We start from the raw sequence: 15,957 nt of genomic DNA, 5'->3' as shown, positions 1-15,957 counted from the left end.
CGCTTTCCCCACTTTCCCCACCCGGCACCCTATCTAGAAAAGATCTAGAGGATCCACATCCAGCGACCAGCGCAAATCGCGCGGCGTCTTCAATGTTTCCACTTGCGGCAGCCATTCCGCGAGCAATCGGTGCACCGGCGCGCGGTCTGCCGATTCAATCAACAGCTGCGCGTGGTAACGCGCCGCGCGCTTCGCCATCGCGGCCGGTGCCGGTCCCAGCAACTTGAGCCCGCGCGGCGGCCGTGCCAGCTGCCGCGCCTGGCGCAGGAAATCGATCGCCGACGGCAACTCCGTGGCCGACGCCCGCAAGGCCGCGACGTGCGCGAACGGTGGCCAGCCCGCCGCCTGGCGTTCCGCCAGTGCCGCCACGGCGAAGCCGTCGTAACCCGAATCGAGCAGGCTGCGTAACAGCGGGTGATCGGGATATTCGGTCTGGATCAACACTTCGCCGGGCCTGGTGCCGCGGCCGGCGCGGCCCGCCACCTGCACGATGGTCTGTGCCACGCGTTCGGGCGCGCGGAAATCCGTGCTGAACAATCCCTGGTCGGCGTTGAGCACGACCACGAGTGTCACGTTCGGAAAGTCATGACCCTTGGTCACCATCTGCGTGCCCACGAGGATGCGCGCTTCGCCGCTGGTGATGCGGCCGACGACCTCCTCGAGGTCGCCGCGCCTTCGCACCACATCGCGGTCGAGCCGCGCAATGGCCACGCCCGGGAACAGCGCGCCCAGCGTCTCTTCCACGCGCTCCGTCCCCTGGCCGACGTGTTTCACGGCGTATCCGCATTGCGGACAGTTCGACGGCAGCGGCGCATCGGCGCCGCAGTGATGGCAGCGCAGCCGTGCGGCGTTGAGATGCACGGTCAGCCGCGCATCGCAGTCACGACAGGGCGCGATCCAGCCGCAGGCGGTGCAGGCGAGCGTGGGCGAATAGCCGCGCCGGTTGATGTACACCAGCACCTGCCCGCCATCATTCAGGTGTCGCTGGATGGCCTCGACCGCGGGAGTCGCGATGCCCGCGCGCACCGCGTGCTCGCGCAGGTCGATGACCGCCGCGCGCGGCGGCAGCGCCTGGCCCGCGCGGCGCGGCAGCGACAACTGCGTGAATTTCCCGCTGGCGACGTTCTGCAGCGTCTCGAGCGCGGGCGTCGCCGAACCGAGCACGATCGGCGCCGCCGCGCGCTGCGCGCGCAGGATCGCAAGATCGCGCGCCGAATAACGAAAGCCGCTCTCCTGCTGCTTGAACGACGCGTCGTGTTCTTCGTCGACGATCACGATGCCGAGATCCGAAAGCGGCGCGAACACCGCCGAGCGCGTGCCGAGCACGATGCGCGCCTCGCCCGACAGGCACTGGCGCCAGGCCGCGAGCCGCTCCGTGTCGTTCAGCGCCGAATGCAGCAGCGCCAGCGGCACCGTGAATCGTTCGCGGAAACGGCCCACCAGCTGCGGCGTGAGTCCGATCTCGGGCACCAGCACCAGCGCACGTTGCCCGCGCCGCAGCACGTGTTCCACCGCATGTAGATAGACCTCGGTCTTGCCGCTGCCGGTGATGCCGTACAGCAGGAACGGCGCGAAGCGATTTTGCGCCGCGTCGATGGCGGATACGGCCGTCGACTGCTCCTCGCTCAAGGCCGGCTTCGCGCCGCGCACGAGCGCGGCACCGGACGCTTCGGCCGCCGGCTCGGCGGGAACCTCGGCGGAAGACGCGAAGCCGCGCGCGATCAGCGCGCGCATCGGTGTGCGCCAGTCATCGAACCGCTCGCCCAGTGTTTCACTGGCGAGGCCCGGCTCGGTGCGCAGCATCCCGAGCAGCTCGCGCTGACGCTTCGCTCTCGTCAGTTCGTTCGCGTCGAGCGCCGCAATGCCCGCATCGCTCGCATACCACCGCTCGGTCACTGCCTGTGCCGGCGCGCCTTCGCGCGCGAGTTTGGGCAAGGCCGACGCGAACACCTCGCCGAGGGGGTGGTGGTAGTACTGCGCGGCGAACTCCAGCAGGCCGAGCACGCGTTGGTCGAACACCGGTTCGGCGTCTAGCACTTCGAGCACGGGTTTCAACTTCTCGCGCGGCAAGTCCGAGGAGGCGGCGAATGAATGGATGACACCGATGAGGCGCTGGCGTCCGAACGGCACGCGCACTCGCGCCCCGACCGTCGGGTCATGGCGCCCGTCCGTCGCTGGCAGGTAGTCGAACAGTCGGCGCAGTGGTGTATCCAGCGCGACGCGCAGGATTTCCGGATTCGTCAATGCCGCACCCCAAAGGTTGTCCACAGTGCGTGTGGATAAGTCTGTGGATGGCGTCGGCGGAAGCCTACAAAAATGGCTTGTTTTTGCAGTTTCCCGTTTAACTGATCGAATCGTGAGCACATGCGCGCGTATCTAATGGAAACAACCAGTTACAAAAATGGACACGCGCAACGGCGTGTCTTATTGCACACATGTGACGCGAAGCCTGCGGGATTGTTCGTAAGTTCCTGATTCACGGAATCGCAATACGCGGATCGTCCCGGTCAACGAACCGGTTCCGGGTGCGTTACACCCACCATGACCGCGTTTGTTACGCTCGCCGGCGTTTATAACACGCTCGATTTCCGGATCGGGCGTAGTCGGAATTCCCAATCAATGACGAACAGCCGTGCTCTCGATCAGTTCCTGGCCGGTGTCGAGAAGCGCGCGTTCAAGATCGCGCAGCTGGGTTTGCGCAACGACGACGACGCGCTCGATGCCGTGCAGGATTCCATGATGAAACTGGTGCAGTCGTACGGTTCGCGTTCCGTCGAGGAGTGGCGGCCGCTGTTCTATCGCATCCTCGCCAATCGTATTCGCGACATGCAGCGGCGGCGCACGGTACGCGGCCGCATCATGGCCTGGCTGCCGGTGCGCGCGGATGAGGACGAGGAATTCGATCCGATCGCGGAAGCGCCCAGCCCCGATGTAGGCCCGGCGAAGCGCCTGGAGCTCGACGAGGCGATCGGTGTGCTCGAGACCGCCGTGGCGGCGCTGCCGCCGCGTCAGCAGCAGGCCTTCCTGTTGCGAAATTTCGAAGGCCTCGATGTGGCCGGCACAGCGAGCGCGATGGGCTGTTCGGAAGGCAGTGTGAAGACGCATTATTTCCGCGCGCTGGAAGCCCTGCGCGCGAAACTGGGTGAAGTGTTCTGAAGGCCGCGACCCATGAATGAGCAGACACCGTTCGAAAAACGTACGCAGGATGTGCTCGACGAGAGCGCCGCGCGGCTTGACGGTCGCACGTTGTCGCGCCTCACGCAGGCGCGCCACGCGGCGCTCGATCAGCTGCAGCAGCCCGCGCGGCATTGGTGGCGTTCCTATGTGCCGGCGGGCGCTGCGGCCGCCGCGGTGCTGGCGGTGGTGATGTGGTCGCGTAATCCGGTCGTGGAACCGACGCCGACCGCGAGCCCGGTCGAGGACATCGATCTGCTCGCCGATGCCGATGCGCCCGATTTCGTCGACGACGGAGAAGACCTCGAGTTCTACGAGTGGGCCGCGGGCGAAGTGGAGTCATGAGCGAGCCGAAGAAAACCGAGCCCGACGAAGACCTGCTGGAATTCCTGGGCGGCATCGACGAAGTGAACGAGGACTCGCAGGACGGGGATTTCTCGGATTTCCTCGCCAAGGCCGACATCGACAATCTCGCGGGCAGCGGCAAGAAGCCGAAAGCTCCCGTCGAAGGCAAAGATCATGACTAGCCGAAACGTGCTCTCACGCCGCGCGGCGCTGGCCGCGCTGTTTGCAGTGGGCCTGCATTGCGCGGTTGCCGGCCGCGCGCGCGCCGACGAGCCGGTTGTCAGTGCCCCGGCGCCGACGAGCTGGGAATCTCTGAGCGCCGAGGAACAGAAGACGCTCAGCCGGTTCCGCGAGCGCTGGAACTCGCTCGACCCGGCGCAGCAGCAGCGCCTGTTGCGCGGCACGCGCCGCTGGGCGGCGATGTCGCCCGAAGAGCGGCAGAAGGCGCAGGAGCGGTTTTCGCGTTGGAAGGACTTGAGTCCCGAGCAACGCGAGCTGGCGCGCAAACGCTGGCACCGTTACCAGCAGCTGCCGCCCGACCAGAAGGAGCGCGTGCGCGACAACTACCACCGCTTCAAGAATCTCACGCCCGAGCAACGCCGCCGCCTGCGCGAGCGCTGGCAGAACGCCTCACCCGAGGAACGGCAGCGCATGCTCGAGCGGCGCCGCGCCCGCCAGGAGCGGCATCAGCAGTAGCTAACTACTTCGCCGCCTCCGGCGCCGGGGTTTTGGGGATCTTCTTGCCGGCCGCGGCCGAAGCCGGCGTCGCCCAGTTGATCACGTAATACGTCGCCGGCGAATCGCCGATGTTCTGCACCGCATGCGGCTGCATGGACGCATAGAACAGGATGCCACCCGCGTTCACCACGACTTCCTTGCCGTTGACGTGCGCCTGCAGCGTGCCTTCCTTGACGATGACCATCTCTTCGTTCGGATGCGTATGCGGCGGGTGCGATGCGGTGTGCGGATTGAGCGTGGTGATGTGCATCTCGAGCCGGTCGAGCGTGCGCGTCGCCTGATCGACGATGTCGCGGCGTTCGCCGACCTCGGTCTTCCTGACCACCATGTCCTTCCACGCCCAGGCGGTCGAATCGAGGACCTGTGACGGCGTATTGGCGACGGTGACGCAGGCGAATGTGACGGCGGCCGCGATGGATGCGGCAATCAAATCTCGGCGCGTGATCATGAAACCCCCTCGTGATGTCCGGTCGAGCCTACAAGCACGGCCGTATGGCTACAATACGCGCGCCATGAAATCCGAGGAGCGGGCAGTGGGTTCCAAGCTGGAAGAGATCATCGAACGCGCGTTGTTTGCGTCGCGCTGGATTCTTGCGCCGATATTCCTCGGGCTGTCGCTGGCGTTATTGGCGCTGGGTGTGAAATTTTTCCAGGAAGCCTGGCACGTGTTCCAGCACCTGCTCACGATGGAAGAATCCGACCTGGTGCTCATCGTGCTGTCGATGATCGACATCGCGCTGGTCGGCAGTCTCATCGTGATGGTGATGTTCTCCGGCTACGAGAACTTCGTATCGAGCATCGATACGAAGGGCAGCGACACCCTGGGCTTCGGCAAGCTCGATGCCGGAACGCTCAAGCTCAAGGTCGCCGCGAGCATCGTCGCGATCTCCTCGATTCACCTGCTGCGCATTTTCATGCAGGCCGAGAACACCGATAACGAAAAGATCATGTGGTACATCATTCTCCACATGACCTTCGTGGTGTCCGCCGTGTTGCTCGGCGTGCTCGACAAGATGTCGTTCGCCAAACACCGCGACCATTCGCCGACCGCCTGAAGGTGCCGGGTGGGGAAAGTGGGGAGAGGACTCCCCACTTTCCCCACCCGGCACCTTCAGGCGCGGCACCCTTATCCCGCCGCCTTGATGGCGTTGACGAGTTCTGCCGCGGCTTTCTGTCCGTCGCCGTACAACATGCGCGTGTTGTCGAGGAAGAACAGCGCGTTCTCGATGCCTGAGAACCCAGCGCCCTGGCCACGCTTGATGACGATGACGTTCTTCGCCTTGTCCGCATTCAGGATCGGCATGCCGTAGATCGGGCTCGATTTATCCGTGCGCGCCACCGGGTTCACCACGTCGTTCGCGCCGATGATCAGCGCCACGTCTGCCGTCTCGAACTCCGCGTTGATCTCCTCGAGATCCGCGATGAGGTCGTAGGGCACGCCGGCTTCGGCCAGCAGCACGTTCATGTGGCCGGGCATGCGGCCCGCCACCGGGTGGATGGCGAACTTCACGGTGACGCCGCGATCGATGAGCAGCTGGCACATCTCCCAGACCTTGTGCTGCGCCTGCGCCACGGCCATGCCGTAACCGGGCACCACGATCACCTTCTGCGCGAACGCCATCATGACGCCGACGTCGGAGGCCTCGATGGGTTTCATCGAGCCGCTCACGGCGGTCGCGGCCGCGCCGCCGCCCGAACCGAAATCCGAGAACAACACGTTGGCCAGCGAGCGGTTCATGGCCTTGGCCATGAGCTGCGTGAGCAGCGTGCCGGCCGACCCCACGACGGTGCCCGCAATGATCATCGCCGCGTTGTCGAGCACGAAGCCTTCGAAGGCGACCGCGAGCCCCGTCAGCGCGTTGTACAGCGAGATGACCACGGGCATGTCGGCGCCGCCGATGGGCAGCGTCATCGCAATTCCAAACAGCAGCGCGAGTACGAAGATCAGCGTGACGTGCAGCGGATCCGCGCCGTGGTGCAGAACGACGATTGCGCCCACCACGAGTGAGCCCAGAAACAGCGCCCCGTTGACGAACTTCTGCCCGCCGAAGCGGATGGTCTTGTTGAGCACCCCCTGCAGCTTCGCCCAGGCGATCAAACTACCGCTGAACGAGATGGCGCCGATGATGCCGCCGATCACGGCCAGTGACAGCACCATGCTGCTGTGGCCTACCGCCGTGCCCGCCACATGGGCCATGGCCGCCCGATACAGCTCCACCGCGGCGATGGCCGCGGCCGCGCCGCCACCCATGCCGTTGTACAGCGCGATCATCTGCGGCATGTCGGTCATCGCGACGCGCCGTCCGCTCCACCAGGCGATCAGCGAGCCGAGCACGATCGCGGTGATGATCCAGATGTAATTGGTCATCCCCGGGTAGAGGAAAGTGACCAGCGTGGCGACCAGCATGCCGGCGCCGGCCCACAGGATGCCGCTGCGCGCGGTGACCGGCGAGCTCATGCGCTTGAGCCCGAGGATGAACAGCGCGGCCGTCAGGAAATAGCTGATGTCGATCAGCAGAAAGGGCGTGAAAAAACCCGGTTGGGAGATCGCGGAATCCATTAGTGACCGCCTCCGGTCTTTTTCTTCGCGCCGGAGGACTTGAACATCTCCAGCATTCTTTCGGTGACGACGTAACCGCCGACGGCGTTGCCGGCGGCCAGCAACACACCGACGAAACCGATGATCTTCTCGAGCGGCGTGACCGCGCCACCGAGCGCGACCATGGCGCCGACCAGCACGATGCCATGCACGAAGTTCGAGCCCGACATGAGCGGCGTATGCAGGATCACCGGCACCTTGGCGATGATCTCGTAGCCGGTGAAGGCCGCGAGCATGAAGATGTAAAGCGCAACGATTCCAGTCATCTGATTAACCCTCCACCGCTTTCCGGGTGGCTTCATGTTTGATCGCGCCGTCGTGCGTGAGCACGGCGCCGGCGAATACTTCATCGGCCCAGTCGATCTTGAGCTCACCCGCCTTGTCGATGGCGGGCTTCAGGAAGTTGAGCAAGTTGCGGGCGTACATCTCGCTGGCGTTGTAGGCAAGCGTGCCGGCCAGATTCACCGGCCCGATGATCTTCACGCCCTGGTGGACGACGGTTTCTCCCGCGCGGGTCAGCTCGCAATTGCCGCCCTGTTCGGCGGCGATGTCGACGATCACCGAACCGGCGCGCATGCGTTCGACCGCCGCCTTCGAAATGATGACCGGCGCCTTGCGGCCCGGCACGGACGCGGTGGCGATGACTGCATCGGCGGCGCCGATGCGCGCATCGAGCGCTTCCTGCTGTTTGGCCTTTTCCTCGGGCGTGAGCTCGCGAGCGTAGCCGCCGACACCATCGGCGCTGACGCCCGTCTCGACGAACTTGGCGCCCAGCGACTTCACCTGTTCGCGCGTTGCGCTACGCACGTCATACGCCTCGACGACCGCCCCCAGCCGGCGGGCGGTGGCAATGGCCTGCAGGCCCGCGACACCGGCACCGATGATCAGCGCCTGCGACGGGCGGATCGTGCCGGCCGCGGTGGTGAGCATGGGCATGAACTTTTCGAGGTTGTTGGCCGCGATCAGCACGGCCTTGTAGCCGGCCAGCGAGGCCTGGGACGACAGGGCGTCCATCGATTGCGCGCGCGAAATGCGCGGGATCAGCTCGACGGCGAAGCTGGTGATCTTGCGGTCGCGCAGCGCTTTCACCTCTTCTTTACGGGCATGCGCCTGCATGAATCCTACGACCACCGCGCCGGGTTTTAGCTGCCCGATCTGCTCGAGGCTGAGCGGGGCGACGGTCAGCAACACGTCCGCCTGCGACAGGATCGCGCTCGAGCTGCTGGCCCATTCGCCCTTTTTATAGAGGGCGTCCGGGAACTGGGCTCGCACGCCGGCGCCCGGCTCGAGCACCACGCGCGCACCCGTGGCAATGAACTTGTCGACCACCTCGGGCACGAGGCTGACGCGAGTTTCACCGGGCGCGCTCTCTCGCAGCGCGCCTATCGTGATCGGCATTGGGCTTGACTCCCCGTACTTCTAAGGACGAGGCCTGTGGCTATGTCACCAAAGGCCTTCTTTTCCTGTGTTAAATGAATGTCTTGCGACGTTGAATTCTCGCACACGACTGGTCTATCTTACATGCCTCATGTTGGGCATCGACCTAGAAAAAGCAGATGACGGGTATTCGTCGCAGCTGCATCCCGATCTGCAGCTCATCGCGGGCAATACTGCCCGTGCGCTCTCCCAGCTCGTCCTGCGCACGGACGTGTCCGGAATGCCGCTCGAATGGATCGACTACAAGGAAGCCGCGCGGCTCTATCACCAGGAGCAGGTGGCGTATACCTGCGGCAGCCCGCTATTCAAGCTGTACGGCGGCGTGAGCGCACTCACGGGTTTTCGCACCGTGCTCGAGGTGAATTCCATCGTCGCAACCGTCGGGCACACCGGCAACCCCGGCAATACGCGCCAGGATTACGTGCCGCCGCTCAACAACCAGACGTTGTTCCGGCGTGATGCTCATTTCTGCCTGTACTGCGCGCAGCGTTTCCCGGTGCGCGAGTTGTCGCGCGATCACATCCGCCCGTTCAGCCAGGGCGGCCGGGACGTGTGGATGAACGTGGTGGCAGCGTGCCGCCGCTGCAACAACCTCAAGGCGTCGCGAACGCCCGAGCAGGCAAAGATGCAGCTGATCGCGGTGCCGTTCACGCCGACCTACGCGGAGTACATTTTCCTGAAGGGCCGGCGCGTGCTCGCCGATCAGATGGAATACCTGCGCGCGCACTTCCCCAGGCATTCGCCGCTGCACGCGCGGATCCGGAAGTACCTGAGCTAACTACTTCGCGTTGACGCGTAACCAGTATCTGGCCACGACTTCCTCGTGGTCGGGAGCGTGGCCCCGGACGATCAGGTCGTAGTTGCCCACCTCGAGCTCGCCAACGTCGAGCAGCTCGAACGACAACTGGTTGCGGGCCACCGGCGCCTGCCGCGCCGAACGGAAAACCAGCCTCGAGTTGCTGCGCTTGACGAGCTCGATCTCGTATTCCGGGTACTGCGGCGTGTACGGAGCGGCACCGCCCCCGCACTCGAGCAACATGCTGCCGTCTTCGCAGGTGAGGACGACGACGTCCGGCTCCAACACCAGTTTGGCCGGCGCGTCAGCCGGCGCAAAAACCAGATCTGGCTGGCTGGCAATGCCGCGAACCGATGCGAGCCGCACGGTGCGCGAGGCCATCCGGTGGGATGATTCGCGTTGCTCGGCGGCCGTGACGGACGCGATCTGCTCGGCGTTTCGTTGCGGCAGCACCAGGGACAGACCGAGCGCCACGAGTCCGAGCACGAAGCTGGCGGCAATCGCGCCGCGCCAGCGATGGCTGGGCGTCAACGGCTCAATGGCGGCGCCGCGCTTCAGCCAGCCGCGCCGCGCCGCACTCGCGATGCCACGCCGCAGCCGGCGTTCCATCTCGACCTCGGCGGACAGCTCGGGGGACGCAACTAGCCAGGCCTCGAACTCGGCGCGTTCGGAACGGGACAGGTCGCCCGCGACATAACGCGAGACCAGCTTCGTCTGCTCTTCGAGAGAATTCTGATCGAGAGACTTCATGAGTGAGTTGTGTCACCAGGGGCCAAAATGTCTCACCCAAAATGTGAAAGACAGCGCCAAGGGCAACAAAATTGCTGTGATTCGCGGGAAAAGGGCCAGGTGAGGCGCGCGCCGCTCAATGATGGTGCGCAGCCGGCTGCGCGCGCGCATCAGCACGCGGTCGAAATGCTTAGGGGAAAGTCCGAGGTCCCGGCACAGCTGCTGCTTGTCCGTTCCATCTAGATAGAAGCGGACGATGACCTGCCGGTCGCGCTCGGTGGGTAGCTCTTCGATGAGATCCGCGACCGACTGGGCAAGATGGCGGTCGTCGGAGTCGGACAGATCGCTCGGCTCCATCTCGAGGTTGTGCGCCAGCTCATCGATGAGCTCCGAGTCGACGACCGTCTGCTGCCGCAGCATCTTGCGCGCCGCGTTGAGCGCGAGATTGCGCGCCGTCGCCGCGGCGAAGGCGAACACCTTGCGTGGGTCGTCGATGGTGCGCGCGCGGACGCGCTCGATGACGATATGCAGGGTCTCCTGCGCGAGGTCCTCGGGATCGATCCAGCGATGAAAGGCGCCGAATCTCAGCACCGCCAGGACACCCGGACGCAACGCAACCAGCATTTGCGATTCAGCCCGCGCGTCGCCGGCCAAGGCGGCGGCGACGATGCGTTCGATCTCGTCGACCGGTGCCGTGCTCAAGCGACACCCGCGCCGCGGTAGTTAGTTGCATCCGAGCGCCTCCATGGCGCCACGGCAGTCCGCGCCGGGATCGACTTTCGCGAGCTCACGGAGGAATTCGACATGGACCCATGGATACCGCGTGGAAGCGCTGCTCTTGCTCCTGCAGAACAGCAGTTGTTTTATCTGCTGGGCGTCGCATGTGTTCAGCGGCGGGCTGCCCCAGACGAGAGCTACCGCACCGGAAACATAGGCCGCGGCGCTCGAAGCTCCCGCCGACCCGGACAGTGCGTAACCTTGCTCGGAATTCTCTGTGGTTGTCACCACGATGTCCACGCCGGGAGCCTGAATCCGTCCGTCGTCGGGATCTGGTCGTCCCTTAGGATTGAACAGATCGTGGCCGCGCATGTCGGCGGGGACGGCGGCGAGCACCCCGGGTATGCACCGATACTGCGAGGGGAAGTACTCCCGCACCGTCTCGTCGATGTCGAGGCTGGTCGCGTACCCGGTGATGAGCAGGCGGCGGTTCGCAGCTTTGCCGCCGACCGCATTGCTGACGGCCTGGGAAATGGCGCGACTGTCCACGGGCCACTTCGCACTTATGTTGATGATGTCCGCGTCGTCCAGAACCGCCGCGTCGATGCCGGCCGCGATCGTCGAAAGCCTTCCGAGGAGGCCGTGGTCGATACGGCTTATGACGATGGGCAACAGCTGGCTATTGGGAGCGACCCCAACGATTCCGATTCCGTTGTCCATGCGGCCGCCGATCGTGCCGGCCATTTCGGTGCCGTGGGGATAACAGCGTCCGCTGGTTGCGCACCGCGCGTTGAGCTGGCCGCCCTGCGAATGCGGTGACTCGTGAGAAACCATCCGCAGCACGACACCCGTGCCGAGATCCTGATGGGCCGCATCGATGCCCGAATCGAGTATCGCGACCAGGCGGGGCAGCGAGCGGGCGGCGACTCCAGAGTCCCAGCCTATCTTGGTGTGACCCCAGAGCTCATCCATGCACGGATCGTTCGGGTACGTGGCGCGCGCCGTGCGTTGCCAGCAATTGCGGATCGAGGAGTCCTTTGCCTCGAGCTCCATAGACGTCGTCAGGAAATCCGGGCCGTCGCAATCGGGCTCCGCGTACTCGATCTGCGGCGCGTCCAGCACCAGCCGCAGCTCCCGTGTCGACATGCGACGCGAGAACTCGGCGACGACGAAATTGCGGGAGCGCTCGATGCCGCGCACGCGTCCGGTCTGCTTGAGCCGGTCGATGAGCTGGCGAAGATTGGTCCCCTCGCTGGGGAAGATGATCAGACGCGCGGCGACCGGATTCGATTTCGACTGGCCGTTCGCGGCGGCGAGATGGCGTTTGGAGAAACTGCCGGCCCACAGCGCGCAGGCGGCCCGCAGGTCGAACGGCCGGTCGCCGAGAGAATCCAGATAACTTGCGACCGCGGGTGGGGCACGCTGCCCACCCGCGACCCAAGATTCATCGTTAGTGCAAAGGTGAGGAGAACTCGCCAACGCAAGCGATACGCCGCAGCTTGCCGCGATTAGCGGACTCAGCAGCGCGACCAGTCGCCGCGATGGCGAGCGCAATGTCAGCCGCCGCCGCCGCCCTTGCCCGTGGCCTGACCGTTCTCCGTAACGCGTGACGGCGAGTCCACGAGGATCGAAATGACGCGTTCTCCGCCTTCACCCTGGACGAAAAACACGATCATGTCGTTGAGTTCGACCGCACCCTTCACCTTGGCGGGCCGCATCGCGATGTCGCGGCTTCGCAGGCGATGGCAACTTGAAAGTACCTCGGCGTTGCCGGCTTTTACATCCTCGAGCGTGCAATAACGCGTGCCGCGCGTGAACGTGAGCGTGACGCCGCAAGGAACCGCGAAATCCATGCGCCACGGTTGGCTCTGATTCGCGGCGGTGCGCGTACAGACTCGAATCACGTTGTCGTCCGAGTCGAATACGAACGTCATCTTGCCGCCGATCGGGATGTGGTCGTTGATCGTCGATGTGTCGATCGTGTATTCCCTGCCGACCCAGCCCGTCAGGGTCTCGTCCAGCTTCGCGTCACCCGCGAGCGATGGTGCCGCGCTCAATGTCAGCGCTGCGGTCAGAAGCGAGATGCCAAGCTTCCTGCCGCGATTGATTGGGTTCCAGTTCATGAGTGATACCTCTCCTTGATGCAGCCGTTTGTTGATCAAAAAATGCGGCCATCACGGAAACTGATTGGCACGCACCACGAAACTCGACCAGACCGACGGCGACGCACTGGCGCGCACCCGCAGCTGGGCGGTGCGCAGCGCTTCCGCCGCGTTCCCGGACGCCTTGTACGCGCGGTAAAACTCACTCATGAGTCGCGCTGTCGACGCGTCTTCGATGGGCCACAGTGCCGCGACCACCGAACGGGAACCGTTGGCTAGAAATCCGTAAGTGAGACCGAGCACTCCCTCGCCGCGCAATTCGCTGCCATCGCCGGTCGCACACCCCGAAAGCACGACAACGTCGGCGCGCAGGCCGAAGCGCGTGATGTCGCCTGCGGTGAGCGCGCTGTCCGGCAGCAGCTTTCCGTCCGCACCGTACTCGCTCAGATAGAGCGCCGATTGCTCGGGGGAATCCCGCCGCGCGCGGGCATGCGTGGCGAAGTGCAAGACCGCGAGGTTGTTTGCGGCCAGCTGACGCACCTGCGCGATCGTCGCGTCGAACCCGGAGAGCTGCAGCGTGTCTGCGCTGCCGAACGCCTTGACGACCGCGGTTGCTTCCATCGCAGAGTAGGGCAGCCGCGTGAGCTGATTGGCGGAGGGCGGCGGTGGTCCGCGAAAATTTCCGCCGCTCGCACTGCTGGCGAGTTGCAGGCGTCGATCGTCGGGGGCATATACCGGATCGGACACGACCGCGGCACGCGCGGTGTGGGCGCTCGCCGCGCGCGGCGGCATGAGAGCCAGTGTCAATGACGGCGCATAACTCAGCACGAAGCGGTCCAATAGCGCCGCTGGTTCGTTCGCCGCGAACGGCAGCGCCGCGAACGGCACACTGTTCAACAGCCCATCGGGGATGACGAGCATCCGTTTCTCGCCGCTCTGCTCGAGCAGCTGGCCAAACAACATCGCCGACAATTTGCGCTGCGCCTTGTCGCCGGCCTTCGCACGACGAATCTCTTCGATCGCGTCGTCGACGGCACGCTGCAGAACTTCGCGGCCCGGTAGCGTCGAATGTCGCAATCCGCGCTTCGACAGCAACCAGGCATGGCTCGCGGTGTCGCCCACAAAATAGGCGAGCACGGCGGTGTGCGCGGGCAGGCGCTTCTGTACCTGCTGAAGTGAAGCCGCCAACACGTGCTCACCGGCCGCAATGCCGCCTTGCGTCAGGCGGTGCCGGTCGATAAGGGCGCGGGTTTCCTCGATCGCACGCCGTACTTCGAGAGTGCCCGCATCGTCGGCGTCCTGTCTTTGCATGCGCGCTTCGAGGCGCAGCTGTTGCGACGTAAGGCGCGCGCGCAGCGCTTCGGCATTTGCGTCATCGGTCCGCATCCCGCCACGCACGTCGAAGGCGAGTTCGTCGGCAAGCGAACGGGCACGCACATCCTCCGCCGTTCGAAACGCGCGCCAGACCGCATCCTCCGGATTGCCCTCGACATCAGCCAGATCGACCGCGATGCGCGCCTCGAACGGCGAGTACCGCGCGGAAAGAAAACGCGCGCGCCACTCGGGATTGGCGGACTTGGCGCGAATCCGGCTCACGATGGCAATCGCCTCATCCGCGGCGGCGCCGGCCGCGGCGAAATCCTTGCGGGCGAGCAGCAGGCGCGACAGCTCGGTATTCGTGTCGATCCGATCGAACTCGAAGCCGAACGCAACGAACTGTTTGTCGGCGGCACGCAGATCCTCGATTGCCGCGCGCTCGTCGCCTTGTGCCAACCGGATGTATGCGCGCTCCTTCAGCGCGCTGGCTTGCACGATGGAGTTGGGGAACGCGAGCGGACTGGCGAGTTCGTCCTCGGCCGCCCCCAGTTTGCCGAGCGCGCGCAATTCTCCGGCGATGAGGGCGCCGGTGCGCGCCACGCCGTTCGGGTTTGCGTCGATCCGCGCAGACTTGCGCAGGTAGTCGAGGGATTGCTCGTGTAATCCGAGCGCCGAGGAAACGTTGCCTGCGACGCGCAACGTCATTGCAAGGCCGCGCGTGTCCGAGACCTGCTCTTGCGCCACGATCGCCGAGCGCAACGTCTCGAGGGCCCGTTCCGCGTCGCCCATCTGGAAGTACAGGCTGCCAAGCGCGGCCAGCTCGGTGGCGCGTTCGTCGTGGTCATCGACCTTGGTGAACAGCTCGAGAGCCTCGGTGTGGACTTCGAGAGCGCGGTCGAAGTCTCCGAGCGAGATCAGCGCGAATCCGTAGTTAGCCAGCAGAACCGCGTAGGTGTACGGCTGCAGGTCCTTGTCGATCACCGGCAGCAGTTTTTCGTATTCGAGCGCGGACTGCGCGACGAACCCACGGCGATAACGTACCCACGCCAGGTTTCCCAATGACTTCGCCTGTTCGGAGATGTCCTTGTTGGCAACCGCCATCTCGACGGCCTGCGAGAAAAACTCGTCGGCGGAATCGTAGTCGCCGACGTTCAACGCCCGGATGCCGCGCATGTTGACCGCGTATTCCGCACGTACCGGCATGCCGCGCGCGCCAAAAAACTTCGCGGCCTCGGCCAGGCGCCGGTCGGCCGCCTCGTACATTCCTTTTTGTTCCGCCCGTTGTGTGCCGGGATTCATTCCCGAAGCGATTTCCAGCTCGATCGCGGCGCGCAGCGCGGCAGCATTCTGGACGCCGGCGTCATCGTCGATGGCCGCATAGGCTTCCGTCGCAGTCTCCGTCGCCCTGACGGCCGCCGGCCACTCGTCGCTGAGATATTGCACATTGGCGAGTTCGTAAGCCGCCGCCGCGCGCGCCGCATCGTCGCGCGCTGCTTCGAAGCGCGTAATTGCCTCGTGCATCCGGTCGGCCGCGCGCGCCGCCGCTTCCGGCTTGCCGATCGCGGTTTGTTCGAAAGCCTCTCCGAAAACCTGGAAGCCCAGCTCGAGATCGGATGGTGATGCACGCAGCCCGCGCTTCCACCGGGCGATGCGCAGCGTGGCGTGGCCCCTCTTGGTTCGATGATCGACGCTGCGCAGCCGCACGCGCAGCTGGCCGGGTGCATCCAGGCTAACTACCTTGAACAGCGACCCGTGCCGCGGTGTCTTGTCTTCCAGTTCGGCATGGGTCACGCCAGCGTCGATGATGACGCGCACGTCGATCTCCCGCTCGCGTACTTCGATCAGGTACGCGCCCGGCTGCAGATCGCGCGTTATCGGGGGTTGCTCGTCGCCCGAGACATCCGCTTCGGTCGAGAACTCGACCACCGGATCCTGGCGCACGCCGTTCGAGCAGGCGTTTACGCCCATGACAAAGGCGACGCAAACGACGACTTGCGGGACGC

Annotated in this window: 16 protein-coding genes; 6 read left to right on the top strand and 10 right to left on the bottom strand. The window is 65.0% G+C overall.

Translation table 11 applies throughout. The features are described from left to right. Positions 1-33: 33 nt before the first annotated feature. Complete coding sequence (locus tag WDO72_09460; GenBank protein ID MEJ0085898.1) at positions 34-2,268, bottom strand: primosomal protein N'; 2,235 nt, start codon at positions 2,266-2,268, stop codon at positions 34-36. A 351-nt stretch (positions 2,269-2,619) separates the two neighbouring features. Between WDO72_09460 and WDO72_09455 the strand changes: the two genes are divergently transcribed. The 4 genes from WDO72_09455 to WDO72_09440 are packed head-to-tail and all read left to right on the top strand — an operon-like array spanning position 2,620 to position 4,215. After that, positions 2,620-3,156 carry an RNA polymerase sigma factor gene (locus WDO72_09455; GenBank protein ID MEJ0085897.1) on the top strand — a complete coding sequence of 179 codons (537 nt, stop codon included), beginning with the start codon at positions 2,620-2,622 and terminating at the stop codon, positions 3,154-3,156. 12 nt (positions 3,157-3,168) lie between these two features. After that, on the top strand, positions 3,169-3,519 hold the full coding sequence (locus WDO72_09450; protein MEJ0085896.1) for a DUF3619 family protein: 351 nt from the start codon (positions 3,169-3,171) through the stop codon (positions 3,517-3,519). Next, entirely contained in the window at positions 3,516-3,701 is a 186-nt protein-coding gene (locus WDO72_09445) for a hypothetical protein (GenBank protein ID MEJ0085895.1), read from the top strand. The genes WDO72_09450 and WDO72_09445 overlap by 4 nt, the downstream gene beginning before the upstream one ends. Next, positions 3,694-4,215, top strand: a complete 522-nt coding sequence (locus tag WDO72_09440) for a DUF3106 domain-containing protein (GenBank protein ID MEJ0085894.1) — start codon at positions 3,694-3,696, stop codon at positions 4,213-4,215. Before WDO72_09445 ends, WDO72_09440 begins: the two co-directional genes overlap by 8 nt. A 4-nt stretch (positions 4,216-4,219) precedes the next feature. Here WDO72_09440 and WDO72_09435 read toward each other — a convergent pair whose 3' ends face one another. Beyond that, a complete protein-coding gene (locus tag WDO72_09435) occupies positions 4,220-4,705 on the bottom strand; it encodes a cupin domain-containing protein (GenBank protein ID MEJ0085893.1) in 486 nt (161 codons plus the stop codon). 64 nt (positions 4,706-4,769) lie between these two features. Here WDO72_09435 and WDO72_09430 point away from each other — a divergent pair, with 64 nt between their 5' ends. Further along, complete coding sequence (locus WDO72_09430; protein ID MEJ0085892.1) at positions 4,770-5,312, top strand: TIGR00645 family protein; 543 nt, start codon at positions 4,770-4,772, stop codon at positions 5,310-5,312. 71 nt (positions 5,313-5,383) lie between these two features. On the opposite strand, the gene WDO72_09425 is transcribed toward WDO72_09430, so the two are convergent. The 3 genes from WDO72_09425 to WDO72_09415 are packed head-to-tail and all read right to left on the bottom strand — an operon-like array spanning position 5,384 to position 8,254. Further along, entirely contained in the window at positions 5,384-6,817 is a 1,434-nt protein-coding gene (locus WDO72_09425; protein MEJ0085891.1) for an NAD(P)(+) transhydrogenase (Re/Si-specific) subunit beta, read from the bottom strand. Next, on the bottom strand, positions 6,817-7,122 hold the full coding sequence (locus tag WDO72_09420; protein ID MEJ0085890.1) for an NAD(P) transhydrogenase subunit alpha: 306 nt from the start codon (positions 7,120-7,122) through the stop codon (positions 6,817-6,819). The genes WDO72_09425 and WDO72_09420 overlap by 1 nt, the downstream gene beginning before the upstream one ends. Before the next feature lie 4 nt (positions 7,123-7,126). Continuing rightward, complete coding sequence (locus WDO72_09415; GenBank protein ID MEJ0085889.1) at positions 7,127-8,254, bottom strand: NAD(P) transhydrogenase subunit alpha; 1,128 nt, start codon at positions 8,252-8,254, stop codon at positions 7,127-7,129. A gap of 259 nt (positions 8,255-8,513) precedes the next feature. Here WDO72_09415 and WDO72_09410 point away from each other — a divergent pair, with 259 nt between their 5' ends. Continuing rightward, a complete protein-coding gene (locus WDO72_09410; GenBank protein MEJ0085888.1) occupies positions 8,514-9,071 on the top strand; it encodes an HNH endonuclease in 558 nt (185 codons plus the stop codon). Here the strand turns inward: WDO72_09410 and WDO72_09405 are convergent, their stop codons facing one another. The 5 genes from WDO72_09405 to WDO72_09385 form a co-directional block, all read right to left on the bottom strand. After that, positions 9,072-9,839: a hypothetical protein gene (locus WDO72_09405; GenBank protein MEJ0085887.1), complete on the bottom strand. Its 768-nt coding sequence runs from the start codon at positions 9,837-9,839 to the stop codon at positions 9,072-9,074. A gap of 12 nt (positions 9,840-9,851) precedes the next feature. Beyond that, positions 9,852-10,472 (bottom strand): sigma-70 family RNA polymerase sigma factor, encoded by a 621-nt coding sequence (locus WDO72_09400; GenBank protein MEJ0085886.1) that lies wholly within the window; start codon positions 10,470-10,472, stop codon positions 9,852-9,854. A 69-nt stretch (positions 10,473-10,541) separates the two neighbouring features. Then, positions 10,542-12,014, bottom strand: a complete 1,473-nt coding sequence (locus tag WDO72_09395; GenBank protein ID MEJ0085885.1) for a S8 family serine peptidase — start codon at positions 12,012-12,014, stop codon at positions 10,542-10,544. A 77-nt stretch (positions 12,015-12,091) separates the two neighbouring features. After that, positions 12,092-12,658, bottom strand: coding sequence for a hypothetical protein (locus tag WDO72_09390; GenBank protein ID MEJ0085884.1), 567 nt, complete (start codon positions 12,656-12,658; stop codon positions 12,092-12,094). A gap of 51 nt (positions 12,659-12,709) precedes the next feature. After that, positions 12,710-15,922, bottom strand: a complete 3,213-nt coding sequence (locus tag WDO72_09385) for a CHAT domain-containing protein (protein MEJ0085883.1) — start codon at positions 15,920-15,922, stop codon at positions 12,710-12,712. Between the last annotated feature and the right edge of the window lie 35 nt (positions 15,923-15,957).

The sequence above is a fragment of the Pseudomonadota bacterium genome (assembly GCA_037200975.1).
Classification (GTDB): Bacteria; Pseudomonadota; Gammaproteobacteria; order Steroidobacterales; family Steroidobacteraceae; genus CADEED01.
This window is presented reverse-complemented; position numbering and strand designations above follow the sequence as displayed.